Below are 26464 nucleotides of genomic sequence, written 5' to 3'. Positions count from 1 at the left end.
AAGATTTTAAATGAAGATGAACAAAAGCGAAACCCCTACATCCATTTTTTTCTATTTTAAAGGAAATTTCAATATGAATTTTGTTCCTTTTCCTTTTTCACTCGATACTTCTATTTCACCATTATGCATATTCACTAATTGTTTTACGATAGATAATCCAAGACCAAATTCACCATAAGGATTGGTTGTTCTTGAAAGCATAGCTTTATAAAAACGTCTCCAAATTTTTTCAATTTCGTCCGGGTCGATGCCAATCCCATTATCTTCTATTTCTATAATGGTTTCGTTACCTTCGGTTCTGCCTCTTAGTGTAATTACTCCATTTTCAGTAAACTGGATGCTATTTTTTGTAATATTGATTAAAATTTGTGTTAATCTGTCGTAATCAGCGTAAATAACGGCTTCTTCGTCAGCTTCTACAATGATTTCATTATGCTTTTCCTCAGCTAAAACGTCTAATTGCTCTTTAATGATTTCTAGTATTTCTTTTAATTGAATGTCTTGTTTATACAATTTAATTTGATTAGAACGTATTTTTTCATAATCAAGATTTTCATTCACGAGTCGAATCAGTCGTTTTGTCTCATTGCTGGCAAGTTGCATCCCCTTTTCTTTTTCTGATTCAGGGATCATATCGTTTCTTATCCCTTCAATGACACCGCTGATTGTTGTAAGTGGAGTCCTTAATTCATGGGAAACGTCAGCCATGAACTGACGTCTGCGATTCTCAAGGCTCTCAATCTCTTCCATTGATATATTTAATTTTTCGACCATTTTATTAAAATCTCGAGAGAGTTCACCGATTTCATCAAAATCCGATGAAGGAATACGAACTGAATAATCCCCTCCTGCAACGAGTGAAGTCGCTTCTCGTAGTCTCTTAATCCTCTTCACGTGGAAGGCGGACAAAATCCAGCTCAGCATAAAGGCTACAACCGCGGCAATCATTACGGTGTATAATAAATACTGATTAATTTGCGATATAACCTGCCTTGACCCTTTTATAGGGGAGGCCAATAAAATGCCTCCGACAAATTGATTATTATGAATGTACGGAAGCAATACGAACGTGACTCCTTCTTCCAACCGTTTAAAATCTTGTTTCACGACAACGGTGTAGCCTTGCTTAATTTTGTTCCACTCCTCATCCTTCAGTTCTACAATCGGTGTTCTTCCTATTGAGTAAATGATGGTAGAACTTTCATCAAACAGACTATATTGAATGTCGCGTCCCGCAAGTACACGTCCATATTCCGAAAGGATTTGCTGAGAACTTCCTCGATTTCTTTCCAAATCTCTTAAAATATTTTCACCGTAGGAAGACAGCTCATCTATTTTATTTTGATAAACAAAGTTTTCCGTGAGATGAGCAAAGAGCAGGCTTAATATTAAAAAGGCGATGATGATGACACTTACGTGACTTGCTAGCTGCTGGTATAAATATTTGACTTTCATGTTTGAGCTTTACTTCCTTCTTCAAATTTGTAACCCACACCCCATACTGTTTGAAAAAAAGATTGATTCTCATTGTCAATTTTGTTGCGCAAACGCTTAATATGAACATCTACCGTGCGATCATCACCATAAAATTGATATCCCCATACTTTTTCAAGCAACTGCTCACGTGAAAAAACCTGCCGTGGATACTGAACGAAATGAAGGAGCAGATCAAATTCCTTTGGTGTCAAATTCGTAATAGGAGTACCATCAAGAAATACTTCCCTCGTATTTTTATTAATCTTAAAGTGCGTAGTTTCAATGATATCCGTTTCCGTTTTCTGATCCTTTATAGGATGATATCTTCTTGTTACTGCCTTAATTCTTGCCATAAGTGCCAATGGACTAAACGGTTTTGTTACATAATCATCTGCTCCCATTTCAAGACCAAGCACTTGATCCGATTCGCTGTCTTTAGCGGTCAGCATAATAATCGGGACTGACTTATTTTCCTGTCTAATTTTACGACAAATTGTGACGCCATCCATATTTGGCAGCATCCAATCAATGATTAAACAATCCCATTCCTCTTGCATTGCCCTCTGATATCCTTCAAGTCCATCTGTCACAAAAACGCCAGCTATATTTTCTTTGGCAAAAAACATTTCAATCATCGATGCCACGCTTTCATTGTCTTCAATCACTAATATTTTCATATGAGCTGCACCACCTTTCTTTTAACTTAAAACGAATAATAAATTTTAGCAAGAAAACCTCTCACTTACGAAGCAAGAGGTTTTTTCTAGGTTATTTACTTGCAAGAGTAATATTAATCGTTTTTAATTTTCCATCTCTATACACTTCTAATGAAATTTTATCTCCGACTTTTAGTTTTGTATATAAATATCTACGTAGCTCACCTGAATTTTTAACTTTTTCTTTATTAACAGAAACAATGACATCTTTTACTTCGAGGCCTGCCTTTTCGGCTGCGGAATTCGGTTCAACTGAAGCAACCATTACGCCATCTTCAACAGTTAGTGGCAAACCACGCAAATATTGCGGTGGAATTTGATCAAGGTCAGCTAAGCTAACTCCCATGTATGGACGTTCAATTTTTCCGTTTTTAATGATTTCATCAATAATAGGAATAGCGTCATTGATTGGAATGGCAAAACCGAGTCCTTCCACTCCACTCTCGGAAATTTTCAAGCTATTAATCCCGACAAGCTCACCATCGGAATTAATAAGCGCTCCACCGCTGTTTCCTGGATTAATCGCTGCATCCGTCTGAATTGCATTCAAATCCCATTCACCAGCAGATGTAGTGACATTTACTGTTCTGTTAACGGCACTGACAATCCCTTGTGTCACAGTTCGTGAAAAGTCAAGGCCGAGCGGATTACCAATCGCCACTACTTGATCACCAGCACGTAATGCATCAGAATTTCCGAACTTTAATATGGTATCGGCATATTTCCCATCAACCTTTAATACCGCGAGATCAGTCAATGCATCCGCGCCAATGAGTTCGGCTTCCGTTTTTTCACCATTATAGAAAGAAACTTCAATTTTCTGAGCACCTTCAATTACATGGTTATTTGTAACAATATAGGCTTGATTTCCATCCTTTTTAAAAATGACACCAGAACCGGATCCTACTTCAGCACTTTCTTCTATCGGAGAAAATTGACTGCGTTTATTTTGAAAATTAACCACTCCGACGATGGCTTTTGACGAACTTTCCACCATATCTGCAAGTGATTTCGTACTAGCTGATACATTGCTTACTGAATAGGAATTGTTATTTCCTGTTTGCACAGAAGATGCTTGAACATCATTATTATTCGAAGTATTGGCCTCTTTTAATAACGGTGTATACGTCACAGCTGTCAGAGTTAAAACGGAACCAATTACACCTGCCCCTACAGTTGAAAAAAATCTCTTTAACCCTGTTTTTTTCGATGTCCGATAAGGTTTTGCTCTTTCCTCAATTTTTGTAACTTCTTCATTTTGATTATTGTTCATTTCTGTCATCGCTCTTTCCTCCTAACGAATGATTACTTGTTTTCATCATAGCCAGGAGTTATTAACAAATTATGAACGATCGTTTAAAGAGAAATAAACAATGTTTAACGAAATGCTACTTTATAGTAAGGAATTTTTAACAAAGCGTAAACACCATACCCAATGACGACGCCAATTGAATTTAAAATCACATCATCAATATCAGTGCTGCGCCCAATGAATAATTGAACGAATTCGATAAAACAAGTCACACCTAATCCAAGTAGTAAGATTTTCGGAAGAGATTGAAACCTACCCCAAAGGATGGGGACGAAAATTCCAATCGGCGAAAACATAAACATGTTTCCAGCGATATTCACTAGCGTTACGCCGCCCCAATTATCTACATTGGCATTCGTTGTGAAAAAATATTGACTGATTGTATGAAATGGTATCAGATTTACATTAGCAGCATTATTAAATAAATAAACATCAAAATAGAATTTCCCAGTATCACCCATGATTCCAATATCCCACCTGGGAATAAGAGTTTGCGAAGCCAGTCCAAATATATATAAAACGAATAGAGCAAGTGTAAGCTCGTGAAACGGCTTTACTTGTTTTTTCTTCGTTTTTAAATAAATCATTCTACCGATAATATAAAACGGCAATGCCACAATCATATATCCTAGCATGTCGATGATGTACATTTTTACTAGACTCATATTTCATTCACTCGTTTCACGAATTGCTATTTTTCACTTTCACTATCTTCAAATAAATCCTTCTTCCGCCACTTTCCAAACTGATAATACCCAAAGGCAAAAAAACTACTTATAAAAAAGCTGACTCCCATTCCAAGTGCAATTCCTTTTTGACCGAAAATGTCAGAAAACAAAAAGGTTAAAGGATAGCGCAAAAGCCAAAAAGATATGATATTCAACACGAGTACCTGAACAGCGGCACCCGAAGCTCTCACAACCCCGTTCCAAACGAAATTAAATCCTAAAAACGGGAAGAAATAGGCCACTAGTTTAATATATTCGGTTCCGAAATTTACAGCTTCAGCTTCTGAAATAAATAGCTTAATTCCAAGACTAGCTAGAAAAAATATGGACGTAGAAGCGATAAGCATTGCACCAAGGTTCAGAAACGTTGCGTATAATGTTATCTTATGGACGCGGTCCCATTTCCCCGCGGCAATATTTTGCCCAGCCATACTATTCACAGCAGTTCCAAGTGCAGAAGCAGGAAGCATAATGATACTCTCGAGTCGTTGGGCTGCACCAAATCCAGCTACTGTGTCACTGCCAAATCCCGTAACGACACTCATAATGGCGGCTGAACCTGCAGAAATGACCATCATTTGCAAGCCTGATGGAATTCCTTGTCCTAGTATAAGAGACACTTCTTCTTTCCTAGGGATGGAAGGGATAGAAAACGGAATGAGTTTGTAGTGTAGGCTAATAAACAAACCATATATAAAGGCAGTCCCTTGAGCAAAAATTGTTGCATACGCCGCGCCTTGAATCCCCCAATTAAACACATATATAAAAATTGGATCTAAAACCGCATTTAAAACAACAGCAATCATTACAAATCGTAATGGTGTCTTACTATTGCCCAATGCACGAAATACGGTAGCGATAAAATTATAGCCAAATAAAAAAAGAATACCTAAAAAGTTAATTTTTAAATAGCTCGATGCATCTGCCATCATGGCGTCAGGCGTCCCAAGTATTTTCAAGATGTTTTCCGTAAAAACAAACCCTACCACTCCAAGAAGAATCGCCATCGTTCCTAGTATGACGGTAAAAGCATTTACATAGCTTCGTAGACCTTCGGGATCTTCCTTCCCTTTTAGTTGAGACAATATCGTTAAAGTAGCATTATTGATTCCGATGATAAAAGATAAAACAGTAAAAATAACAGTACTGGATACAGCAACAGCTCCAAGGGCATCAGCACCTAGTAAATTACCTACCCATAAACTATCAATAAATTGATAGGAGATTTGCAGAAGATTTGTTACCATGATTGGGGCTGAAAACGTTACGAGTTGCCTCCATATACTTCCGGTTGTAAAATTCTGTTGCTTCAATCAATACAGCTCCCCTTTCACTAATGACTATATATAAAATCCGGAGAGACGTTTCATCTCTTCCGGATTATGTTTATCATATCATTAATGGGTACCACTTACATTTAATGTAATGTCGTTATTATCTTCTTTTTTAAAAGTGGACTGCTCAATTTTTTCTTGAAGTTTTTCGTAATAAAGGTCTTCATCTATTGGCATTTCTACCCAATCGTCCGTCCAGCTTGATAAATAAACAGCATTTGAGATTGCTAGACTCTTAATGCCTTCCTCACCAGGGGCAAGGAGTTCAGCACCATGTAAAATGGCATCGACCCAGTTATTCATAATGCCTATGTGCTCAGTAGTCTTCCCATGAATTGGAATGTCAATTTTCCAACATTCCGGTTCACCGAATCCACCTTTATATGTGCGATTGAATTCACGCTCAGATTGTCTTAGGCGTGAAAAGGTTAGTTTATGATCTTCTACGACGAGCTTTCCACAGTCGCCTACAATTTCAAATCGATTCGTGCCTGGAGCTTCTCCAGTTGAAGTAATGAACACCCCAGTAGCACCATTTTCATATTCTACATAAGCCGTAACATCGTCTTCTACTTCGATATCGTGATATTTCCCAAAACCGCTGAATGCGCGAACACGCTTAGGCATTAAGCCCGTTGTCCACTGCCACAAATCAAGCTGATGCGGAGATTGATTAAGCATGACTCCGCCACCTTCTCCTGACCAAGTAGCACGCCAGCCGCCTGAGTCATAATAGCTTTGTGAGCGGTACCAATCTGTAATAATCCAATTCGTCCGTTTAATCTCACCGAGCTCTCCTGAAGAAATGAGTTCTCTTACTTTTTGATAAAGCGGGTTCGTCCGTTGATTGAACATCATACCGAATACTTTCCCACTTTCAACCGCAGCCTCATTCATTTCTCTTACATTTTTAGTGTAGACCCCAGCTGGTTTTTCGGACAAAACATGCAGTCCACGCTTAAAAGCCTTAATGGCAAGTGGAGGATGATCATAATGTGGAGTTGCTATGATCACTCCATCTATATCAGCATTGGCAAAAAAATCATCGTATGAATTAAAACACTGAACCTTATTTCCAAACATGTTCTCAGCCCATTGGATACGATCTTGTCTCTCATCACAAATTGCCGTTAATATCGCACCTTTTATATGTCCATCAAAGATATTTTTTGCATGAGATGATCCCATATTTCCCATTCCGATAATGCCGATTCTTACTTGTTCCATGAGCACACCTCCACTTAAACTCTTTCTTTAAATTTCATTAAATTTTCCAAACTGATTCTTAAGCTATCCATTGGGTTCCCCGGGCAAACATCTTGTTCCACCGCATACCATTCGACACCAGATTTTTCACCCCATTGTAAAATCGGAACGAAATCTATTTTTCCCGTACCAACTTCTGCAAAAAATTCCTCATCATCATTCGCCATATCTTTCAAATGGATGATCGGCATTCTATTAGCGTATGGCTGGATAAAGGAAAGCGGGTCGCGTCCTCCTTTTTTCACCCAATACACATCAACCTCGGCTAAGATTAAATTATCTTTTGAAGGTTCTAAAATATACTCGAGAGCAGAAACCCCATTAATTTCTGTTTCAAATTCAAAAGCATGATTATGATAACTAATGCGATATTCTGGAACTTTTCTCGCAATGGCATTCAAGCTTTCTTTAACTTTCGTATAACCTTCTTGATTCCAGTACTCTTGTGGGAGATATGGGCAAACAATATCCTTCGTACCATATAGATCCGCTTCTTTTATGACATTGTCTAGATCGTTTTCCAGCCGATCTAGTGAAATATGCATTCCTGCTGTTCCTAATCCAGTTTCTTTTAAAATAGCAGAAATTTCTTGAGGGTCATACCCTTCAGGAAGACCAGAAACTTGGACTCCCGCCCATCCCATTTGCTTCAATTCTTTTAGCACTGGTTTAATTCCTTTTGCAAGTTCATCACGCACAGTGTATAGTTGCGCTGCAAATTTTTGTTCCATTTATAAAACTCTCCCTTCGCTTATGTAAAAATATTTTTATATCTGTGACTAACAAATATCCTGTACTGTGGGCCTGTACGCCGATGAGAAGGCGCTTACGCTTATCTTTGTCTAGCTCCAGCGCCTATCGACTAGCAAACTTCTTGTCCTCTTCCCTACGATAAGTCAACATCGGCTCGTCCTGTCTAGCTTCAGGCACCAGCCCCTCGAGGTCAAATAACCTGAGTCAATAAAAGTCAAAGATCGGACTTTTTTTTGCCTCAGAACATTTGCTTGTTGGGGCTGACCAGGTGCCTTTCGCTTTTCCAACCTCGCCGTGTTTCCTTTATCTCAGTCAGAGGCCCTGAAGTTTGTACGTCGATGACCAAGGCGCTTACGCATTTCGAACAAAAGAGGACGTTTCAAAGAAAGGTGGGAAAAAACATCTCCCACCATCACTTTTACATGGTGTGGAGAGAACCAACCAAAAGTCTTTGGAACATCCTCCAATTTTTATGCTAAAATTTCTTCAATTTTTTCAATTACTTCACTTGATAATTGTAAGCTTGCCCCTTTTACGTTTGCTTCAATTTGCTCAGGACGGCTTGCTCCAACTAATGCACTAGCTACATTTGGCTGACGTAAAACCCAAGCAATCGCCAATGCTGGCAACGTTGTATCCAATTCTTTCGCCAATGTATCTAATTGAGACACTTTTCTTTGAACATCTTCATTCAAAAAGCCTTTAACAAACATATTAATATCATCATTTGCCGCACGGCTGTTTTGAGGAATATTACCGCTTAAGTATTTTCCAGTTAAAACCCCTTGTGCTAGTGGAGAAAATACAACTTGAGAGATTCCGTATTTACTAGATACAGGAATGACTTCTTTTTCAATATAACGATGCAACATATTATATTGAGGTTGGTTTACTACGATTCTATCTAATAAATATTTGTCTGCAATTCCAACAGCTTCTTCAATTTGCGCTGCAGTCCATTCACTGACACCCGCATAAAGAATCTTTCCTTGACGAATTAAATCATCAATAACACGTAATGTTTCATCCACAGGAGTTTCAGGATCATAACGATGGCAATAAAAAATATCAACGTAATCTAATTCCATACGCTTTAAGCTATTATGCAGTTGCTCAAAAACATGCTTACGTGATAAGCCTCTGTCATTTGGACCTTCGCCCATTGGCCAGAAAGCTTTAGTTGTGAGTACATATGATTCACGAGGGAATTCTTTCAACGCTTTTGCCATAACTGTTTCGCCTTGACCACGCTCGTAAACGTTTGCAGAGTCAAAAAAGTTAATGCCTAGTTCGTATGCTTTATGTATTGTCTTTTCTGCTGTATTATCCTCTACTGACTTACCATATGTCAGCCAGCTGCCTAAACTAATTTCACTTACTTTTAAACCGGATCTTCCAAGTCGACGATAATTCATCATGACCTCTCCTTTTCATTTGTAAAAATAATATAACTTTTTAGGAATTTTTACTTCTTAATCATCAAATATTTAACGCTGGGTGTCAAGAGTTCTGTAAGGACTTCGCAACATTAATTAAAAATCTTAAAAACAATCCGTAGATGATAGAATCCACGGATTGTTAATACATTTTTACTGATTAAATTGTGGCAAATAATCTTTATTTGCTTCCAAAATTTCATCCAATAGAGTTTTCGCAAGAGCTGCAGAACCAACAAGAGGATGAATCGTCAACGCTTGAAGACCTTTTTCATAGTCACCATGGACTCCGGCTTCAACAGTTAATTCTTCGTATGCTTTAACTACTTGCAGCAAGCCTCTAATTTGTGGAGTCATTTCTGCTTGTAATTGAACCGGATGTGCACCTTGAGAGTCAATTACACAGTTAATTTCTATAGAAGCATCGTCTGGCAAGCAGGAGATTGCTCCATTGTTACGAACGTTAACTGTTTGAATATCACCTTTGTTTAAATAAATTGAACTCATCAGATTAAGTGCAGCTTCTGAATAGTAAGCTCCACCGCGTTCTTGTAATTGTGGCGGCTTAATAGCAAGCTCAGGATCTTTGTAAAGTTCGAACAATTCAGCTTCGACTCTTTTTACTACATCTGCGCGAGTACCATTCTTTTCTACTGATTCTAATTGCTCTTTAAGCATTTCATCTTTCATATAATAGTAGCGATGGTATGAACATGGTAATGCTCCTAAAGATTGAAGGAATTCTTTATCCCATCCAAAGTCAGGAATATTTTTCATTGTCATCCCTTTTGCTTCAGACACTTTAGACAATATCTCATTTGTAATATCTACGCCATCGACTACAACTCTTGTTGTCCAGTTAAGATGGTTAATCCCCATCATTTCAATGTATACTTTGTCGAGCTCAACATCACATAATCTAGCAATTTGCATTTTTGTTCCGATTGGTAAGTTACATAGTCCAATTGATTTAACATTCGTATATTTAGTTACAGCTTCTGTCACAATACCCGCTGGATTTGTAAAGTTAAATAGATATGCATTTGGAGCTAGTTCTTCAATATCTTTACAAATACCAAGAATGACAGGAATTGTACGAAGCGCCTTAGCAAATCCGCCTGCACCTGTTGTTTCTTGACCGATCACATTATGTTTGAGCGGGATATGCTCATCACGCTTACGTGCGTCAAGCAAGCCAACACGGAGTTGTGTTGTTACAAAGTCTGCATCCTTAATCGCTTCTCTGCGATCTAAAGTTAGTTTTACATCGATTGGAACTCCTGCTTTTTCAACCATTCTTTTAGCAAGCGCGCCAACAATCTCTAGTTTGTGTCTACCTTCTTCAATGTCAACTAAATAAAGTTCTCTTACTGGCATTTCATCATATCTTTTAATAAAACCTTCAACAATTTCAGGTGTGTAGGAGGAGCCTCCCCCAATGACAGCCACTTTTAATGCTTTTTTCATTCTTCATAGCCTCCATACGAATTAAATTTTTCATATATATCATCTGTAGCAGTGATGCCTAAATGATCCATCCCTAATAAAACCGATCCATAAACCGGCTCCATCTCCGGAATGACTAACTCAATTTCTTTTTGATGGTCCGCTTCTATTGTATTTTGCAGAGCATCAAGCAAGTATTTATTTTGACCCTTTTGAACAATACTTCCCGTTAATACAATCGGAATCGGTTGATCTAGATCCCCGAGATTTTTAATTACTGCACTTGCCGCCAAACCTAATTCCTTGCCCATCGTTTCCATAAGGCTGATTGCTAATGCATCACCTTCATCGGCTGCCTCGTGAAGAATAAGAGCAAGATCATTAGGGGCATGGTAAATATCATTATCAAGGAAGTGGTTAAATAACTCTTCCATATTGTTAAGTCCAAAGTATTTTGGTACTTTTTCCGTTAATACAGAAGGTTGTTCCCGTTGCTCCCAGGAACGAACAGCTGCACGGAATGTTTCTTGAGCCATCGCAGCTCCACCAGCATAATCACCAAAAAAGTAACCAAATCCACCAACTTGGATTTGCTTCCCTTCTTTGTTTCTGCCTGCAGCATTTGTTCCTGTCCCACATACTAATACGACACCAGTAAAGTTTTTAGAACCAATTCTTAGACCTTCCATCGTGTCACAAACGAGATTCCAATTTTCAAATGGTATTCTTTTTAAACCGGTTTCAATAATGGCGTTATCTTTCGGTCTATCGGCACCCGCTAGGCCATATTGAACAAAATCAATGTCCTTGTAATCAAGTCCTGCGGATTTCAACGCTGCTTCTATAGACGCTGTAATATTTTCAACTGCCTTATCAATTCCGACAGTTTGATAGTTTCCGCCGCCTCCACCTGATACACCTTTTCCAAGCAAATTTCCATTCTCATCGGAAATGACGGTGAATGTCTTACTGCCCCCGCCATCGACACCCATAATGATTGGCATTCTCATCCCCCTCGGCTAAGTAATAGTCAATTTGGTAGCGTTTTCTATATTGCGAAAAAGCAAGAAGTAAATCTTTTATTAGAAAATACAAACAAAAAATTGTTACTATCATTAATTTACACTTGTTATAACAAATAGTCAATACATATTTTACTGCATTCTTTATATATCTTTTATAAGAAGATATGTTTATAATATATTTTAACCATTAAATTGTTATGACCTTGACAGAAATAGCATAGGAGGAGTACCGATGGAGTCTACTAGAGAACAGCCAGCTCTCTATAACATTGTGAAAAATAAGATACTAGATCAAATTAAAGCAGGCAAATATAAAGTTGGCGACAAACTTCCTACGGAGATGGAATTATGTGAGGAATACAGCGTCAGCCGTACAACAGTTAGGATTGCATTGCAACAACTTGCTTTGGAAGGACGGATTCACAGAATTCAAGGAAAAGGTACATTTGTATCTAAACCAAAAATCCAAACATCCTTATCTACTACTGAAAAAGGATTTGCAAGCCAATTAATTGAACAAGGATATAAGCCTAAAACGGATATACTCGACCTACGTGTTATCCCAGCTGATCAAGCTCTCGCCATTCACTTACAAATTAATGAAAATGATCCGGTTACAAGATTAACTCGTATTCGTTATGCGAACGATGAACCGCTATTCTATTCGATTTCATATATACCTTGGAAATTTGCCCCAGGATTAGTGAATGATGAGGAAGGATGCAAGAGTTCATTATTCCAACTTTTACAGGAAAAATATAATGTAGAAATTCATAAAACGATCGAAACGATTGAACCGATTCTTGCAAATGAGACAGTAAGTGAGTATTTGGGCATTTCGGAAGGTTCACCCGTTTTTTCACTAGAAACGATAACGTATAACGACGATATGAAACCTATCGAGTTTTCTGATTCCGTATTTAGAGGAGATCGTTCCAAATTTACAATCGAAAGATTTTATACTGCTTTGGATATGTAACAGCAATTATTCATCCCTAACTGAAAGCGTTACCATATTATAGAGAGTCTTTTTCATAAAAGAAAAAGTCTCTCTTTATTTTTGTGAAAAATTTGTCTTAAAGTTTTATTGTCTCTATCAAAATATGAGTCATTTACGATTATCTTGTCGGTAAGTGGGTAAATAAAAGTGTCTACAAATAGAAAAAACAGAGGAGGGGTCTTTTACTTTTATGAAAAAAGTTATGTTCATTGTATTCATTTCTGTATTAATTTTACTAGCAGCATGCGGAAACGGTAAAGATGGAAAAAAATACACAGTTGCAACTGATTCGAACTTCAAACCATTCGAATATTTGAATCCTAAAACTGGAGAATTAGAAGGATTTGATATCGATATCATTAAAGAAATCGCGAAAAGAGCTGGATTCGAAGTTGAATTTGAAACAATGGATTTTGACGGTTTGCTGGCAGGAATGCAATCCGGGCGCTATCCAATCGGGATTGCAGGCATGTCCATAACTGAAAAACGAAAAGAGAGCATAGATTTTTCCATACCGTATTATGATTCTGGAATGATTTTAATGGTGCCAGAAGATAGTGATATACAGTCTATTGACGATGTCGACGGAAAGAAAATCGGTTCTCGCCAAGGCTCCACAAGTCAAACTTATTTAAAGGAAAATACTTCGGCAAAAGTAGAAGCTTTTCCGGAAATTGTAACGGCTTATCAAGATGTAAAAGAAGGACGACTTGACGGTGCGCTCTATGACTTGCCAAATGTGAAACATTATATTGCGACAGAAGGAAAAAACAAATTAAAAACAGTAGGAGAAGTGCTTCAAGGTGAATCGTATGGGATTGCCTTTTCAAAAGGATCCAAAATTGTCGACGATGCAAACAAAGCTTTGCAAAGTATAATTGATGACGGCACGTACGCAAAGCTTTATGAAAAATACTTTGGAGAAAAACCTACCGAGAAGTGGCTAGGAAAATAGGATATTCATTTAAGCCAAGGGAGAGATACTTTGAATGATAGATGCTTTTATCCACAGTCATTATATACAAAGTCTGCCCTTCCTCTTAAAAGGTTTGGTGTGGACAATACTTATTGCAGTGATAGGTCTTGTTTTAGGCTTTTTGATCGGGGCACTTGTTGGACTTGGAAGACTTTCAAGTAAAAAATTCATTCGTGCGATTTGTACCATATATATTGAAGTTATCCGCGGGACTCCTATCCTCGTACAAGTGTTATTCATTTATTTAGGGCTAACCGAACAAGTCATTGGCATCAATATTGATAAAGTAGCAGCTGCAATCATTGCCATTTCCATTAATGCAGGTGCCTATATCGCCGAAATTGTTCGCGGCGCAGTCGCTTCAATTGAAAAAGGGCAGCATGAAGCTGGAAGATCAATTGGACTTTCAAAAAAACAAACGATGCGCTACATCATATGGCCCCAAGCATTCAAGCGCATGATTCCCCCATTAGGAAATCAATTTATTATTAGTTTAAAAGATACATCCCTCTTCTCCGTCATTGCAGTCGGTGAGCTTTTATACATGGGTAAACAATATTACAACGTGACTTACACACCCTTTCAAACATTAACAATGGTATGCGTACTCTATTTAATCATTACGATACCTACTTCGTATTTTTTAAGAAGACTAGAAAGGAAGATGGATGTCTAGATGTCTAGTATGATCACCGTAAATAATTTGCATAAATATTTTGATGACCTGGAAGTATTAAAAGGAATCAACGCTGAAGTTGAAGAAAATGAAGTCGTTTGCGTCATCGGTCCATCAGGTTCTGGTAAAAGTACCTTTCTCCGTTGTTTGAATCTGCTTGAAGATATAACCTCAGGCAAAATCATCATTGACGGTGAAAATCTTACCGGTGATAATGTGGACATTAACCGATTGCGTTCTCAAGTCGGGATGGTGTTCCAACACTTTAATCTCTTTCCACATATGACCGTTCTAGAGAATATTACATTAGGACCTATTAAAGTGAAGGGCATGTCTAGCAAGGAAGCAAAACGAGAAGCCTTGCCACTGTTAGAAAAAGTCGGGCTGGCCGACAAAGCAGATGACTATCCACTTAGTTTATCCGGCGGCCAAAAACAGCGTGTCGCCATCGCCCGTTCGCTTGCCATGAATCCGAAAGTCATGTTATTTGACGAACCTACCTCTGCTCTCGACCCCGAGCTTGTCGGCGATGTTCTACAAGTCATGAAAGAACTAGCTGGAGAAGGCATGACCATGGTCGTCGTCACCCACGAAATGGGATTCGCCCGCGAAGTGGCCGACCGCGTAATCTTTATGGATGAAGGCATCGTGATGGAAGAAGGAGATCCGGAGCAAATTTTCGATCGGCCTGAGAATCCGCGGACGCAGGAGTTTTTGAGTAAGATTTTGTAATATTATGAGAAAATACCGCCTTTCTGTTGGAGAGAGGCGGTTCTTCTTTGTTTCAGGCGATTACACGACTCATGTAGATAATTTAAATACTAACCCTATTTAAAAGCAAACACTTCACAGTTCCTTGTAGCTAGTCTTCATTTCTATCAGCTGGTTTGGAACACCTATTAGCCGACTTCAATTTCTATTAGCCGTTTCAGAACGCCTATTAGCCGATTTCCATTTCTATTAGCCGTTTCAGAACGCCTATTAGCCGATTTCCATTTCTATTAGCTGTTTCAGAGCTCCTATTAGCCAATTTCCATTTCTATTAGCTATTTTTTCAGCTTTTTATTTATTCCGGAATTATTAGTTACAACTATTTTCTTGAGTTATATCCCCAGTAGCTTTTGAAGATAATCAAACTGCAATTCATATTTCCGATGTCTACGGTCCCCAGTATATGGAAGGTTTAGTGACTTTAGTATTTTTGATGCCATGTGAACAGAAGGAATTCTTACAAACTCTCTTAACCTTCCATTGGAAATTTTAGAATCTACAAGAAGAACATAGTCAATCAATGTATTGATTAGTGCATGTTTTTCTTCGCTACCGCAAACAGGGCAAATCCAGGAATGCCCTTTTCTTTCAACAGATAAACGATTACATTTTTGACAATGCATACCCCGCAATAGCTCGTCCTCACTTACTTGAAATCTCTGCATTACATTAGGCCAGGCAGGTGTATGCAGTTTCAACAACAAACGGGTTGTTTTCTGGATATCCTTTTTGTCTAATATCGGATTACGATATTTGTTGCTGACTAATTCCAATTTGGATCGAATAGCGGCCGGGCGTATGACTTTTTGAGCAACAGCGGGATAATCTGGATTCGGTTTAATAATGGAGTTTTGGTTGGCAATTACTACAAAGGAGGTATTCGGTAATCGGGGAATAGAATGCTTTTCCAACAAGGATGTTAAAAAAAATTGTTGATTTTCTGCTTGAAGAATGGGATTGGGGAATATATCTACTTTGCCATCTAATGTACGTTTCAACTGGTTTGGATCGAAAAATAGTTCTCCTAATATGTTTTTTCCTTCCAAAATGATGAAATAATTTGGACCTAGGATTAGGGTGTCAATTTGAAAGAATTTATCATTTGATATCGGAAGGCGTAAATCATGAAAAACGATATATCTTTCACGACCCAAAAGACTCTCAACATAGTAATCTAGGCTTTGTTCTCCACGAAATCCTGCCCATCGTCTTGATAATTCTTCTTCCATTTCACCTCTTTTAGGATGGTTTTGCGGAAGTCTCCTTAACAATGCCTCTAACATAACAATAATAATCGGAATGGTGCGTAGTTTCTTTATCAATTCATCACCTCAAAATTAATAGTACATAATATGTCTTCTACAAAACTCCTTACATCCCTTTTTAAAAATCAAAAAGGCATTCCAATTCGTCGGAACGCCCCCGTAATTTATATTTATCAACTACTTCGGTACCATCTGCATTTATAATCTGACAACGACTTCTGTTCCATCCTTCTCTTTCACTTCAACAATCGTTAACCCGCGATATCGTTTAATTTCTCTCAGTAAATGCCTCACTGCTCTGCGGTCAATAGAGGTTGGGATGAAAGCTTTCGCATTTTCTTCAACGTTTTTCTGTATAAAAGTAGTGTTTACAAATTTCCAAAGCATTGGAGAAGAAGCGACCCAACCGCCAGCATGTAATAGAGCATATGGTAAAGGAACCGTGAATTCCTTCTTATCTTTAAGTTTCACTTTAACTTTTAACATGGCAATCACTCTATAACGACGGAGACTTTTTCGCCTTTCGTACTCTCTACGTCGACAATTTGACCTGATAATTCATTTTCAATTGCCTCTAAAATTAAGTCAACGTCCAAAACGTCGATGTCTTTTACGTACTTAGCAGATTCTGGTATCGCTGAAGCAATACTTAAGCCTGTTTTTAATGCGACTTTGATTAGTCGTAATGGCAGGTTCACGTTTACTTTATCGCCTTCTTCGGACATAACGCGAATTTTTAACATTTTATCAAGGTAGTTGGAACCTTTTATTGTAGCAGGGGTAGAATCTTTTTCCTTTAATGCTTGAATTAGTTCACTTGCTTCATCTGAATCAAGCTTCCCCTCTTGTACCATCGTAAGCACCTTCGTAATTTCTTCTTTCATCATCTAGTTCCTCCCTAATTTCCCTTTATTATTTTTAATGCTTCGTCAGGAGAGATTTCTCCTTTTTCTAACATCGAGATGACTTTTCGTTCATCCACTTCATTTTTCTTTTCGGCATACCCAAGTGCGGATACGATTTCATTCAACTTTCCTCGCACAGTCGGATAGGAAACACCCAATTCTTTCTCAACCTCTTTAATGTTTCCGCGCGTCTTTAGAAATATTTCTACAAAAACTAACTGTTCTTGAGTAAGAGTCGCCAACTTGGATAGCTCAAACTCATTTTCAATGGTTGTATGGCAATGGGTACACTGTAACTTTGTGATCTTTAATGCTTCGCTGCAAACAGGGCAATTTGTGATAATCGGGTAAGCCATAATCTTCTCCTCTCTTAATGTTATCAACATCATATTACACATATTTAAAATTGTAAAGACATTTTATTAAAAATATTAATATTTAAATTAAAATAATTAATTCATCACTCAACATTTTTTATTTTTGAATCTTTTTTATGTTATAATCCGTAATCACTACAAAAGGATGGTGGACAAAATGAATAATCATGAGATTGATTTCGAAATCATTGGCGATGATATGCAATTTGTCGAGGTTGAACTCGATCCCGGCGAAACAGTCGTGGCCGAAGCTGGCAGTTTAATGATGATGGATGACGGTATAAGGATGGAGACTGTTTTCGGGGACGGATCCCATGAAGGAAACGGACTTATGGGAAAATTGATGGGTGCCGGAAGGAGACTTCTAACAGGTGAAAGTCTTTTTATGACGATGTTTACAAACGATAGCATTGGTAAAAAACATGTATCGTTTGCTTCACCTTATCCTGGAAAAATCATCCCAATGGATTTAAGTGAATTAAACGGAAAAATCATTTGCCAAAAGGATTCCTTTCTTGCTGCGGCTAAAGGAGTATCTGTCGGTATAGCCTTCCAGCGAAAACTAGGAGCAGGCTTTTTTGGCGGTGAAGGTTTTATTATGCAAAAGCTTGAAGGCGATGGCATGACATTTGTTCATGCAGGTGGAACCATTCACAAAAAAGTTTTAGGTCCTGGTGAACTTTTAAGAGTGGATACAGGCTGCCTCGTTGCGATGACAGGGGACGTTGAATACGATATTGAAATGGTTCGCGGAGTAAAAACAGCTCTCTTTGGAGGCGAAGGTTTATTTTTTGCTACACTTCGCGGTCCTGGAACCGTATGGATCCAATCCCTTCCGTTCTCGAGGCTTGCAAGTCGCGTATTTGCAGCAATGCCTGCTGGCGGCGGCTCGAAGGATGAAGGTGGAATCGGAGGATTATTTAATATTCTTGGTGGAGATCGTTAAAATAAAAAGGGGCTTCCAATTAAATGGACTGTACTGCACCCCAAAAGTTAGAGTGAAATCTGACTTTTGGGGTGTTTGTTTTTGGCTAAATACAGTGAAGAATTTAAACTTATGGTGGTTAAAGAGTATCAGGAAGGAAAACTTGGACATAGATCTCTTGCTGAGAAGCATGGTGTTAAGAGTAAAGCACAAGTTGAACGATGGGTAAAAATCTATGAGAAGTTTGGAGAAATAGGATTAAAGAGGAAGAAGCATTCTGAAAGTTATTCTGTTCAATTTAAGCTAGATGTATTAAGCTTTATGAAAAGAACAGGTTCTTCAGAGACAGAGGCTGCCCTTCGTTTTGGGTTAACAAATCCTCCTATTATAGCCTCATGGAAAAAGTCATTTTTGGAGGGGGGAATTGAAGGCCTGGAGAGACCGAAAGGACGGCCGCCCATGTCTGATAAAGCTAAGAATAGAAAAAGCCAAAAAAGAACAGATGAAAAAGAAATGACATATCAACAAAAATTGGAGAGAGAAAATGAACTTCTTCGTTTAGAAATAGAATACTTAAAAAAGTTGCGAGCTTTTCAGATGGATCCGGAAGGCTATCTCGAAAAGCACAAGCAGCGTTATCATTCGAACTCAAAGAAACCTTCCAATTAAAAGATGTTTTACATAGAGTGGGTATTCCGGAGTCTTCCTACCATTATCATATAAAAGTGATGAAACGGGAAAACCCAGATCAAGAGCTTGAAGAATGTATTCAATTAATTTTTGATGAACATGATGGCAATTACGGTTATCGTCGAATCTACTTGGAATTAAAAAAACGTGGTACTCAAGTAAATCATAAGAAAGTACAGCGCATCATGAAGAAACTTAGACTTAAAGCTACAAAGTTTACAAGAAAATCACGCAAGTATAGTTCTTATAAAGGGACGGTTGGAAATATTGCCAAGAACCGTATTAAACGTCGTTTTTACACAAATGTCTGTCGTCAAAAGTTAACAACGGATATTACAGAATTCAAGTGTTCAGACGGTGTAAAACTTTATCTAAATCCTATTATGGATATGTTCAATGGTGAAATCCTATCTTACGGGGTAAGTATGCGACCAACCTTAGAAATAGCCCTTAAACCACTAGAGAAAGCTCTAGAGATAGTAAAAGAATCAAAGTATAGAACCACCGTACATTCTGATCAGGGTTGGCACTACCAACATAATATGTGGGTAAAAACACTCAAGGAACACAAGGTCTTTCAAAGTATGTCTCGAAAAGGAAACTGTTTAGATAATTCACCTATGGAGAACTTTTTCGGATTAATGAAACAAGAAATGTATTACGGGGAAGCTCTGTGCTCATATGAGGAATTGAAAACGAGAATAGAAGAATACATAAATTATTATAATTATAAACGTATAAAGAAAAAACTGGCAGGCATGAGCCCAGTTGAATACCGGATTCATACCAGCCAATTAGCAGCTTAATATAAAACTCTAACTTTTGGGGGTCACCTCAGACAAGCCCCTATGTTTATTATTTTTCACTTATAACTCCACATATAATTCGATCTCCGGCATTTCCAGCTGGATCCGATTTATAATCATCCGCCTGAGTGTGAATGACAATAGCACTTCCATCTTCATCAAGCAGCGTATTTTTCTCACCTTGTTTTAATGTAACATTTGGAGCTGTTATTTCCACGTTTATCTTGCCTTTATCCGTTACCTCTATGTTTGGCAAATCTCCTGCATGGAACCCTTTCGGATTATGAAACCCATGTTGCCTATGTCCAGGATTGTAATGGGCGCCTGCAGATTTAAAATCCGGAGCTTCACATTTTCCTGTTTCATGAATATGGATTGCTTTTGTTCCAGGTTCAAGCCCCTTAGCTTCAAGATGAATTTTAACCCCTTCTGTCGTTTCGGTGAGTGTTGCGTTTCCTACTTTTACCCCTTCCGTGTTAAGCATGTTCACATAAATCGGGGTATGGCTCGTAACCGGAATGGCCTCCTCGAGGTGTTGCGGATTTATATCCTTATCAGAAGCACAGGCCGTTAAAGCAATAGTAAAAACTAGCGTTGTGATAAACATGATTGCTTTTTTCAAAGTAAAAACCTCCTGTGTTTTAAATCCTTAGCATGATTTCCAAGAATTTAAATTTTAAACACAGGTTTTTATTCTACATACATCATTTTTCTCGTCATTCCACCATCCACGACCAGGTTAATTCCCGTTACAAAATCATTCTCAGGATTTGTTAAATAAAGGCATGCTCTTGCAATATCTTCAGGTTTCCCCACACGTCCTGAAAAATGTTGTGTATGATCGATTTCTCGTAAAACTGCATAATCTCCTGTTTCAATCCAGCCTGGGGAGATGGCATTTACAGTAATCCGATCCTCGGCGAATGAGGCAGCTAGCGCATGGGTCAAGGCAACAATGCCTCCCTTTGAAGCAGCGTAAGCCTCAGAATTTGGCTCAGACATCAGCGCTCGGGTAGAGGCTATATTGACAATCGCTCCGCCATTTTCATTTCCCCTCATATATTTTGCCGCTTCACGGGAACATAAAAATACACTTCGCAAATTTGTGTTGATCACATCGTCCCATTCTTCAATCTTCAAGTCATATGGTGAAAGAAATGCACCTTTACCAGCATTATTAATAAAAATATTGATTCTTCCAAAAGACTCCATAGTTTGCTTCATTAAGTTGATGATATCATTATTTTCTCGGACATCGGTTTTGATAAATAAAGCATTCGTTCCTATTTCAGCTGCAACATTTTTCCCACTTTCTACATCCACATCCGCAAGTACCACTCTCGCCCCTTGGTCAACATATGCTTTTGCAATTCCCTTGCCTATTCCATTTGCAGCGCCTGTAATGATGACAACTAGATTTTGCATTACATCCACATCCTAGTATTTTATTTTGACTCTACATATTGATGGTAAAAATCATCCGTTAACTCGCTTGCGAATACTAAGGTAACGAGCGTGTTGCGAAGCGACCTTCTCAAAGTCTTCCTATCAAAAAGTTGATGTTGTATGTCTTCGATCCAGTTCTCAGTGTTTTCGATTGTATCAATCACTTTTAATAAATCTTGCCTAGATTCTGCTGTCAATTCAACATTACCGTATGCTAATAATTTCGTAAATGATTTTCTGTTTTTCTTTAAAACTCGTTCAAGTGAAGATAATTCTTGCTTAGTGATTGATTGTTTCCCCAATTATACAATAAATGAATCATCAATCGTGTTATAGAAATCCTTGACTGCAAGTGACACTTTATCAGTCTCTTGTTCCTTTATAAACTCCTTACCACGTTGATATTTTTCAAGGAATTCCCTCCCTGATACATTGTCTTGGTTATAAGAGTAAGCCTTATTAATACTTATCCAAGAATATGGGTAAAACCAATTTCCTAAAAGAAAAACAATGATTAAAGCAATTAATGGTATGGCTAATTTTATACTTTTCAAAACGATTTCACCCCTGTTGGTAAGTACTATCCTTCAACCGTTCTATTGCACTTCATCTGTATAATTGACCCAAATATTCTCATCTTCTACGATTTTAAGGTCCTTTGGAATTTTTAAAAATACGTACCTAGCTTCCCCAAATGAACCCGATGAACCAAAATCATTGTCTTTTCTTCCTGTAAACTGGTTAATCACAAATTCCTTTTTATACGTTGTGAAACTAATTTCTCTTTGTCTAAATTTAAAACTTAGATTTAAGTTATTATTTTGAAGTTCGGCATTTAATGGCTTCATCTCATCTGTTATATCGAATCCATCTAAGTTACTCGTAGCTATATATTTCACTTCTATTAATCCATCATTTTCGGGTTTTCTATCTACTATAATCATGCCATCAAAGTAACCTTCCACTTGACGAATTAGCAGCTCTTTACCACTATAATCAAATTTCCACTCTTCACGAATGAGGGAAGGGTCAATTTCATTAATTCTCCCATGAAAAACAGCAGTATCTAATTTATCTAAATTATCCACTTTGGCCATCGGAAGTTCCTTGATATCATGAGGGAGCATTTCGTACACAATAAGAGATAGCACCAAAAGAATGGCATATGTTAATAAAAAAGTTTTTGTAACCAGCTTATTTTTAAAGATGGTTTTTGAGCGACTGCTTAAGAAAAACCAAACAAGGAGGATAATAAGAACAAGGAATGGTGCAAAAATTAGTAAATTCATCATTTCCTAACCTCCATTCTGTTAGATAATGCCGCAGCTCCCGCAAATAGCAGTCCTGAGATGCCAATTATTTTTATAAAGAACAATGAAAAAACCGACTCTCTAAAAATAAAATCAAATATGGGTTTTATCATTCCCTCGTTTGTAATTCCCAAAAAAATCCAGGATCCAATGATCAGACACGGGAGTAACACAATAAAAATTTTATTTATTTGAACAAGCATACCGAACATATAACCAATTGAGCTAAATAAAAGCACATACAAAATAGTCGCTGAAATGCCAAGAAAGAATTCCTTTGGCGCTACAAGCAGGCCACTATTAACACCGTATTGGACATCAGAAGTGAAATATGTGATGACTCTGAGTAAATATCCTGACAAAATGGCCGATGTTCCACCGATAACACTAGCTGTAACTAGAAACAAAGCATTAGCAATATTACTGCTTATTCGATTTGATACAAATGAAAAATCATCGAATCTTGCCGCTTTTGCTGTTATCAATATTGCCGTTAGGAAGGCCCATAGCAGCGTGAAAACAATAACCATTTCTGCAGAATAGTACGAAATATGAATGGAATAATGTTCACTCGAAAACCCCATTCCACCAGAACCGCCGAGGGAAAATAACAAACCCAATAATTGCATAAAAGCAAGGGAGCTAAAACTGCCAAAAAAGGCTCTTAATTTAAATTTATATTGTTTTTTCACCACATCAGATAGACTCAATTCGATTAAAGACATCATCTATTCCCCCTTTATCTGAGCCTGTCAAATATACACATACATCGCTCGAAGATACAGATTTCAGTTCGATATCATCGAGTTTTAGACTTTGCTTGTCACTTTCATTAAAGTTATTACGGACAACCGTAAATGTCCTATTTTCACTTTCTTGCTTGTATATGATTTCCCTGCCATGTGTCCAACCTGCTACTGTCGATTTTTTTCCTTGAAGCCCTACCGCCCACTCTTTTAATTCAGAGATAGGTAGATGAAGATGGGCTTTTCCGTCCTTGATTAGAAGTACATCTTCCAAAAGATCCTCAATTTCATTCAAATGATGGCTAGAAATGATAATCGTACGTGGAAAGGCGATGTAATCTTTTAGCAATGCCCTGTAAAAATCTTTGCGAACCGCCGCGTCCATTCCAGTAGTCGGTTCATCAAATATCGTAAGCGCGCACCTCGATGCCAAACCGAGAATCATATTAAACGTACTTTTCATTCCTTTTGAAAGATTATTATGAAGCTGTTTTGGATTAAGAGAAAAGTAGTTAAAAAGCCCATCCGCAAGTTCCGAATTAAAGTTTCCATAAAAACTTTCGGCTTCTTTTAATATTTCCGCTAGATTCATAGAAGGAGGAAATGTCATTTGATCATCGATGTGTATACTATTTGCCGACACAAACAAATTATTGAAAGGTGCTTCCGAAAAAACTTCAATATGACCAGAAGTTTCGTGAATAAATCCAGAAATAATATTTAATAAAGTTGTTTTTCCTGCTCCATTTCGCCCGATAAGGCCTGTAATTTTGTTTTCTTGAATCGTAAAGGACATATGATCAAGTACGGTGTGCCGCCCATATGTTTTCGTTAAATCCGTACAATTAATTACATTCATTCTTCTTCACTCCTTTTTCTGCTTGTTTCTTGAATCATTTTGATTAACTCTTCTTCAGAAACGTTCAACCGTTTTGCTTCTATAACGAGTGCATTAACCAATTCCTTTAACGTTTCATTTTTTCGTTTATCCAAAATTCTCGCCAATGCCCCTTCTGCAACAAACATTCCGAGTCCACGCTTTTTATAAAGAATTTGCTCATCCACAAGTATATTCAACCCCTTTGCAGCCGTAGCTGGATTAATATTGAACAACTCGGCAAGCTGATATTGTGAGTACACTTTGTCATCACTGTTAAAATTTCCGCTAATAATTTCATTTTCCAACCATTCCGATATTTGCACGTAAATCGGTTTAGAACTGTCCGAGTTTAATATCACACAGTTGCCTCCTCTCTAACGCAGTGCATTACTGTTGTAATGTACTATATAATATATTTTTAAAATATGCAAGAAGTAAACTAAATATGGTACGATATTTTTAAAGCATTTCAGCAAGAAGGGATTGTCTTGTATGGAAAATAATCATTTTTTTGACTTAAATTATTTAAAAGAAATGCGAGTAGAACTCACCCGTTTCATGATGGCTTATAAATTTGCTTGCGATGAAATTAATACAAAAATCAATATTTTATCCGACGAATTCAACTACATTCACGACTACAACCCAATTGAGCATGTGAAATCACGTATAAAATCACCCGAAAGCATTTTTAAAAAAGTGCAGCGAAAAGGATATGATTTCTCCCTTGCTTCCATCCGTGAAAACATTAGGGATATTGCGGGTGTACGGATCACGTGCTCATTTATTTCCGATATTTATGTTCTAAGTGAAATGCTGCAAAATCAAGGGGATATCAAGGTAGTTGAGGTTAAAGATTATATAAAAACTCCAAAGCCAAATGGATATCAAAGCCTTCATATGATTGTGGAAATTCCTATTTTTATGTCAGACCGTACTGAAAATACATATGTAGAAATTCAAATCCGCACTATTGCTATGGATTTTTGGGCAAGCTTGGAGCATAAAATTTATTACAAATACAATAAAGAAATTCCTGGTGGACTCGCCAATGAACTTCGAAATGCCGCTCTCGTAGCAGCAGAGCTTGATCGAAAAATGGAATGGCTTCACAAAGAGGTATCTGTGATTAAAGAGGAAAATAGTGAAGATACGGGGCTGGCCTTTCTGGAAAATGGGGATATTCCAGCTTTTCTTTTGAAAGCCTTGTCTGAGTATCAGAAAAGGATTGGGCATGAATAGGTTTTAGTAAATTGTTTATATGACGGTGACGTCCTATAATGAAATTATCGGGATGTAGCTCAGCTTGGTAGAGCACTAGCATGGGGTGCTAGGGGTCGCAGGTTCAATTCCTGTCATCCCGATATAACAGAAAAGCACCAAGTCCTTTCGCATCAAAGGATTTGGCGCTTTTTATATTGATACAGTTTAGTTGTTATTTTAATAATACAGAAGTTTTGGGGGTTAATTGGGGTTTATTATTTATTTCTCACTGAAAGAATAATAAAATTCATTAAATCGAGTGACGTTTTCAATCCACCTTTAAATTCATTACGATGACTGTACGTTATCCAAGTACCATATAAAGTAATCTATTATCAAAGTAAATTAATCGCTTCTTGAAGCTAGAAGAAAAAGCCGTCTAAATGACAGCTCTGTTCTTCTGCTCTTGCTTCCGTTTATTGAAGAAAAAGGGATACTCTATTTAAAGAATACCCCTATAATTTAAGGAATGATTATATTTTAGTTAGTTCTGGTTATTACTTTAAGTTAAAAATGCCTTTTCCCGTTTCCATACTGATTGGTAATGATGAATGTTGATGTATTATTTTCCAAGAATTATTTTCCTTTTTTAATCCAAATGTAAATCTATTAGTAATCTGGCGTAGTTTCTCTCCAGACCCATTGTAAGCCATTAAAGACATATTACAATATATGAAGGCAAGTCCCACATTTTCTTCAACAACTAAATCATTCAACTCTACTTTGAGTTGAACACCTTCCTCTTTCAAGTGGTTGAACCAACCATTCACAGCTTCCTTCCACTTCGAAATACCTTTATACTCCCAGTCTTCCCAACAATCATAAACTTGAATGTTAGTAGCGTATGCTGTTACAAACTTCTCAACATCCTGTTCATAAACGGCTGTCTTATAATTTTCTATAACGTCCTGAACCTTTGTAAATCCATCATTCATA

At 37.5% G+C, this 26464-nt stretch carries 31 protein-coding genes and 1 tRNA gene; 9 read left to right on the top strand and 23 right to left on the bottom strand.

Annotated features, from left to right (window positions below; all coding sequences use genetic code 11):
* Positions 1–51 precede the first annotated feature (51 nt).
* From KHA97_RS17705 to KHA97_RS17660, 10 genes are all read right to left on the bottom strand, one after another.
* Positions 52–1455 (bottom strand): sensor histidine kinase, encoded by a 1404-nt coding sequence (locus tag KHA97_RS17705; protein WP_213126095.1) that lies wholly within the window; start codon positions 1453–1455, stop codon positions 52–54.
* On the bottom strand, positions 1452–2153 hold the full coding sequence (locus tag KHA97_RS17700; RefSeq protein WP_213126094.1) for a response regulator transcription factor: 702 nt from the start codon (positions 2151–2153) through the stop codon (positions 1452–1454). The genes KHA97_RS17705 and KHA97_RS17700 overlap by 4 nt, the downstream gene beginning before the upstream one ends.
* A gap of 91 nt (positions 2154–2244) precedes the next feature.
* On the bottom strand, positions 2245–3474 hold the full coding sequence (locus KHA97_RS17695) for a S1C family serine protease (protein ID WP_213126093.1): 1230 nt from the start codon (positions 3472–3474) through the stop codon (positions 2245–2247).
* 95 nt (positions 3475–3569) lie between these two features.
* Entirely contained in the window at positions 3570–4169 is a 600-nt protein-coding gene (locus tag KHA97_RS17690) for a VanZ family protein (RefSeq protein WP_213126092.1), read from the bottom strand.
* Between the two features lie 26 nt (positions 4170–4195).
* A complete protein-coding gene (locus KHA97_RS17685; protein ID WP_213126091.1) occupies positions 4196–5545 on the bottom strand; it encodes an MATE family efflux transporter in 1350 nt (449 codons plus the stop codon).
* Between the two features lie 84 nt (positions 5546–5629).
* Positions 5630–6793, bottom strand: coding sequence for a Gfo/Idh/MocA family protein (locus KHA97_RS17680; protein WP_213126090.1), 1164 nt, complete (start codon positions 6791–6793; stop codon positions 5630–5632).
* 14 nt (positions 6794–6807) lie between these two features.
* The gene (locus tag KHA97_RS17675; protein ID WP_213126089.1) at positions 6808–7563 is read right to left on the bottom strand and encodes a sugar phosphate isomerase/epimerase family protein; all 756 of its coding nucleotides are present in this window, start codon (positions 7561–7563) and stop codon (positions 6808–6810) included.
* Positions 7564–8055: 492 nt separating this feature from the next.
* Positions 8056–9000 (bottom strand): aldo/keto reductase family protein, encoded by a 945-nt coding sequence (locus KHA97_RS17670; RefSeq protein WP_213126088.1) that lies wholly within the window; start codon positions 8998–9000, stop codon positions 8056–8058.
* Between the two features lie 174 nt (positions 9001–9174).
* Entirely contained in the window at positions 9175–10488 is a 1314-nt protein-coding gene (locus KHA97_RS17665; RefSeq protein ID WP_213126087.1) for a 6-phospho-beta-glucosidase, read from the bottom strand.
* Positions 10485–11471, bottom strand: coding sequence for an N-acetylglucosamine kinase (locus KHA97_RS17660; RefSeq protein WP_213126086.1), 987 nt, complete (start codon positions 11469–11471; stop codon positions 10485–10487). The genes KHA97_RS17665 and KHA97_RS17660 overlap by 4 nt, the downstream gene beginning before the upstream one ends.
* Before the next feature lie 253 nt (positions 11472–11724).
* On the opposite strand from KHA97_RS17660, the gene KHA97_RS17655 reads away from it, so the two are divergent.
* From KHA97_RS17655 to KHA97_RS17640, 4 genes are all read left to right on the top strand, one after another.
* Complete coding sequence (locus tag KHA97_RS17655) at positions 11725–12471, top strand: GntR family transcriptional regulator (RefSeq protein WP_213126085.1); 747 nt, start codon at positions 11725–11727, stop codon at positions 12469–12471.
* Positions 12472–12682: 211 nt separating this feature from the next.
* On the top strand, positions 12683–13447 hold the full coding sequence (locus KHA97_RS17650; protein ID WP_213126084.1) for a transporter substrate-binding domain-containing protein: 765 nt from the start codon (positions 12683–12685) through the stop codon (positions 13445–13447).
* 34 nt (positions 13448–13481) lie between these two features.
* Positions 13482–14144 carry an amino acid ABC transporter permease gene (locus KHA97_RS17645; RefSeq protein ID WP_213126083.1) on the top strand — a complete coding sequence of 221 codons (663 nt, stop codon included), beginning with the start codon at positions 13482–13484 and terminating at the stop codon, positions 14142–14144.
* Positions 14145–14153: 9 nt separating this feature from the next.
* Positions 14154–14876, top strand: a complete 723-nt coding sequence (locus tag KHA97_RS17640; protein WP_213126457.1) for an amino acid ABC transporter ATP-binding protein — start codon at positions 14154–14156, stop codon at positions 14874–14876.
* A 371-nt stretch (positions 14877–15247) separates the two neighbouring features.
* Here KHA97_RS17640 and KHA97_RS17635 read toward each other — a convergent pair whose 3' ends face one another.
* The 4 genes from KHA97_RS17635 to KHA97_RS17620 form a co-directional block, all read right to left on the bottom strand.
* On the bottom strand, positions 15248–16237 hold the full coding sequence (locus KHA97_RS17635; protein WP_213126082.1) for a nuclease-related domain-containing protein: 990 nt from the start codon (positions 16235–16237) through the stop codon (positions 15248–15250).
* Positions 16238–16378: 141 nt separating this feature from the next.
* Positions 16379–16666 carry a hypothetical protein gene (locus tag KHA97_RS17630; protein WP_213126081.1) on the bottom strand — a complete coding sequence of 96 codons (288 nt, stop codon included), beginning with the start codon at positions 16664–16666 and terminating at the stop codon, positions 16379–16381.
* Between the two features lie 5 nt (positions 16667–16671).
* Positions 16672–17064, bottom strand: a complete 393-nt coding sequence (locus KHA97_RS17625) for an SHOCT-like domain-containing protein (protein ID WP_213126456.1) — start codon at positions 17062–17064, stop codon at positions 16672–16674.
* Between the two features lie 14 nt (positions 17065–17078).
* A complete protein-coding gene (locus KHA97_RS17620; protein ID WP_213126080.1) occupies positions 17079–17441 on the bottom strand; it encodes a DUF2089 domain-containing protein in 363 nt (120 codons plus the stop codon).
* Between the two features lie 178 nt (positions 17442–17619).
* On the opposite strand from KHA97_RS17620, the gene KHA97_RS17615 reads away from it, so the two are divergent.
* The 3 genes from KHA97_RS17615 to KHA97_RS17605 all read left to right on the top strand — a co-directional run bounded on the left by KHA97_RS17615 (position 17620) and on the right by KHA97_RS17605 (position 19883).
* Complete coding sequence (locus tag KHA97_RS17615) at positions 17620–18408, top strand: TIGR00266 family protein (RefSeq protein ID WP_213126079.1); 789 nt, start codon at positions 17620–17622, stop codon at positions 18406–18408.
* Positions 18409–18489: 81 nt separating this feature from the next.
* Positions 18490–19056, top strand: a complete 567-nt coding sequence (locus tag KHA97_RS17610) for a helix-turn-helix domain-containing protein (protein WP_213122867.1) — start codon at positions 18490–18492, stop codon at positions 19054–19056.
* Entirely contained in the window at positions 18957–19883 is a 927-nt protein-coding gene (locus KHA97_RS17605) for an IS3 family transposase (protein ID WP_213124256.1), read from the top strand. The genes KHA97_RS17610 and KHA97_RS17605 overlap by 100 nt, the downstream gene beginning before the upstream one ends.
* Before the next feature lie 49 nt (positions 19884–19932).
* Here the strand turns inward: KHA97_RS17605 and KHA97_RS17600 are convergent, their stop codons facing one another.
* The 8 genes from KHA97_RS17600 to KHA97_RS17565 form a co-directional block, all read right to left on the bottom strand.
* On the bottom strand, positions 19933–20505 hold the full coding sequence (locus KHA97_RS17600) for a superoxide dismutase family protein (RefSeq protein ID WP_233713614.1): 573 nt from the start codon (positions 20503–20505) through the stop codon (positions 19933–19935).
* 68 nt (positions 20506–20573) lie between these two features.
* Positions 20574–21308 (bottom strand): glucose 1-dehydrogenase, encoded by a 735-nt coding sequence (locus tag KHA97_RS17595; protein WP_213126078.1) that lies wholly within the window; start codon positions 21306–21308, stop codon positions 20574–20576.
* A gap of 20 nt (positions 21309–21328) precedes the next feature.
* The gene (locus KHA97_RS17590) at positions 21329–21631 is read right to left on the bottom strand and encodes a hypothetical protein (protein WP_213126077.1); all 303 of its coding nucleotides are present in this window, start codon (positions 21629–21631) and stop codon (positions 21329–21331) included.
* Positions 21632–21883 (bottom strand): hypothetical protein, encoded by a 252-nt coding sequence (locus KHA97_RS17585; protein WP_213126076.1) that lies wholly within the window; start codon positions 21881–21883, stop codon positions 21632–21634.
* 42 nt (positions 21884–21925) lie between these two features.
* Entirely contained in the window at positions 21926–22621 is a 696-nt protein-coding gene (locus tag KHA97_RS17580) for a hypothetical protein (protein WP_213126075.1), read from the bottom strand.
* Positions 22618–23364 carry a hypothetical protein gene (locus KHA97_RS17575; RefSeq protein ID WP_213126074.1) on the bottom strand — a complete coding sequence of 249 codons (747 nt, stop codon included), beginning with the start codon at positions 23362–23364 and terminating at the stop codon, positions 22618–22620. The genes KHA97_RS17580 and KHA97_RS17575 overlap by 4 nt, the downstream gene beginning before the upstream one ends.
* Complete coding sequence (locus KHA97_RS17570) at positions 23336–24244, bottom strand: ATP-binding cassette domain-containing protein (protein WP_213126073.1); 909 nt, start codon at positions 24242–24244, stop codon at positions 23336–23338. Before KHA97_RS17570 ends, KHA97_RS17575 begins: the two co-directional genes overlap by 29 nt.
* Positions 24241–24624, bottom strand: a complete 384-nt coding sequence (locus KHA97_RS17565; protein ID WP_213126072.1) for a GntR family transcriptional regulator — start codon at positions 24622–24624, stop codon at positions 24241–24243. Before KHA97_RS17565 ends, KHA97_RS17570 begins: the two co-directional genes overlap by 4 nt.
* Positions 24625–24757: 133 nt before the next feature.
* Here KHA97_RS17565 and KHA97_RS17560 point away from each other — a divergent pair, with 133 nt between their 5' ends.
* Positions 24758–25507 (top strand): GTP pyrophosphokinase, encoded by a 750-nt coding sequence (locus tag KHA97_RS17560; protein WP_213126071.1) that lies wholly within the window; start codon positions 24758–24760, stop codon positions 25505–25507.
* Between the two features lie 48 nt (positions 25508–25555).
* Positions 25556–25629: transfer RNA gene (locus tag KHA97_RS17555), tRNA-Pro, on the top strand.
* Positions 25630–26025: 396 nt separating this feature from the next.
* On the opposite strand, the gene KHA97_RS17550 is transcribed toward KHA97_RS17555, so the two are convergent.
* Entirely contained in the window at positions 26026–26463 is a 438-nt protein-coding gene (locus KHA97_RS17550; protein WP_213126070.1) for a YybH family protein, read from the bottom strand.
* Position 26464 lies beyond the last annotated feature (1 nt).

It is taken from the genome of Lederbergia citri, assembly GCF_018343625.1.
Lineage (GTDB): Bacteria > Bacillota > Bacilli > Bacillales > Bacillaceae_C > Lederbergia > Lederbergia citri.
The sequence above is the reverse complement of the archived record's forward strand: the minus strand, read 5'-3'. Positions and strand labels throughout refer to the sequence as shown.